The sequence below is a fragment of the Rhodococcus sp. P3_B8 genome (assembly GCF_056402775.1).
In genome coordinates this window covers 1-1,574 of record NZ_JBFUGT010000608.1, presented here as the reverse complement: position 1 = coordinate 1,574, position 1,574 = coordinate 1, and the positions used below count along the sequence as shown (strand labels likewise).

The window sequence follows — 1,574 nt, the reverse complement described above, 5'->3', positions numbered from 1 at the left end:
CCTTCATCTTCTTCCGTCGTCGGTATTTGACTCGGACCGTGACGGAACACCCTGTTTTAACGAACTCGCGGGGTCGCCAACGCTCGCAGCAACCGTCGTCACCACAACCAGCACAGTTCCTTTCCATAGCCGATCACCACATAACCAGCGCATAGGAGACGGTGTGGTCGCTGCTCAACTACGCAGGTGTGCGTTGAGCCGAGCGGCCTGTCGCGTGAGGTGGTCCCGTTCGGGGAGGTTGGGCGCCGACCGGGCTGCTTCGGCGTAGAGCCGTGCTGCGGTGGCCGGGTCCCCGTCACGCTCGTGTAGGTACGCCGCGGCCGCGGAGTGCCGGGGCAGAGCGGGGTCGAGCCCCGACAGGGCGGCCAGGCCCGCCCTCGGGCCATCTGCCTCGCCGACGGCGACGGCCCGGTTGAGGCGGGCCACCGGGCTGTCGGTGAGGCGCACCAGTTCGTCGTACCACTCGACGATCTGCACCCAGTCGGTCTCCGCGGACGTCCGGGCGTCGGCGTGGAGCGCAGCAATGGCGGCCTGGGCCTGGAACTCGCCCAGTCGGTCGCGGGCGAGGGCCGACTGGAGTACGACGACGCCCTCGGCGATCAGGCGGGTGTCCCACAGACTGCGGTCCTGCTCGGCAAGAGGCACGAGGCTGCCGTCGGTGCGGGTCCGCGCCGGGCGCCGTGCGTGGTGGAGCAGCATGAGCGCGAGCAGGCCCGCGACCTCCTCGTGGTTGGTCTTGGCCGCCAGCTGGCGAGTAAGCCGGATAGCCTCGGCGGCGAGATCGATACTGCCGCCATAGCCCTCGTTGTAGACCAGGTAGAGCACGCGCAACACCGTCGCGACGTCACCGGGCTGGTTGAACCGCACGTCCGAGACGGTCCGCTTGGCCCTGCTGATCCGCTGGGCCATCGTCGACTCGGGCACGAGGTAGGCCTGCGCGATCTGACGCGTGGTCAGGCCGCTGACCGCGCGCAGCGTCAGCGCGACGGCCGAAGCGGGTGTCAGCGACGGGTGCGCGCACAGGAAGTACAGCTGGAGTGTGTCGTCCACCGCCTCGCCCGGGCCGGGGGAGGGCTCGGCGTCGACACGTACCTCGCGGTGCCGCCGCGAGGAATCCGCGCGCGTGGCGTCGAGAAACTTGCGCCAGGCCACGGTGACCAGCCAACCCTTGGGGTCGCGCGGCGGGTCGTCCGGCCACGCACGCACGGCCTCGATCAGAGCGTCCTGCACGGCGTCCTCGGCCGCCGCGAAGTCTGCTCCGCGACGAACGAGGACGCCGATCACGGTGGGGGTGAGGGTCCGCAGAAGGGCGTCGTCCACCGTGCGTCACTCCGTGACGGTCGGGTGCGCGGCCAGGAACGGACGCACCTCGAGCCATTCGTGGATCGGTTTCCCATCCGCACCCGGGGCCGCGGACAGCTCGCCGGCCAGTTCGAGTGCCCGCTCGTGGGTCTCGACGTCGATCACCATCCAGCCGGCGATCAGGTCCTTGGTCTCCGCGAACGGGCCGTCGGTGATCGGCGGTCGCCCCTCGCCGTCGTAGCGGACGAACGTGCCCTCCGGGGAGAGTGCCT

2 protein-coding genes are annotated in these 1,574 nt (G+C 70.2%); both read right to left on the bottom strand.

The features are described from left to right. Positions 1-174: 174 nt before the first annotated feature. Entirely contained in the window at positions 175-1,320 is a 1,146-nt protein-coding gene (locus tag AC1D1G_RS45040) for an RNA polymerase sigma factor (protein ID WP_477956925.1), read from the bottom strand. A 6-nt stretch (positions 1,321-1,326) separates the two neighbouring features. After that, positions 1,327-1,574, bottom strand: a 248-nt coding sequence (locus AC1D1G_RS45035; RefSeq protein WP_477956924.1) for a YciI family protein, incomplete at its 5' end; no start/stop codon positions are given.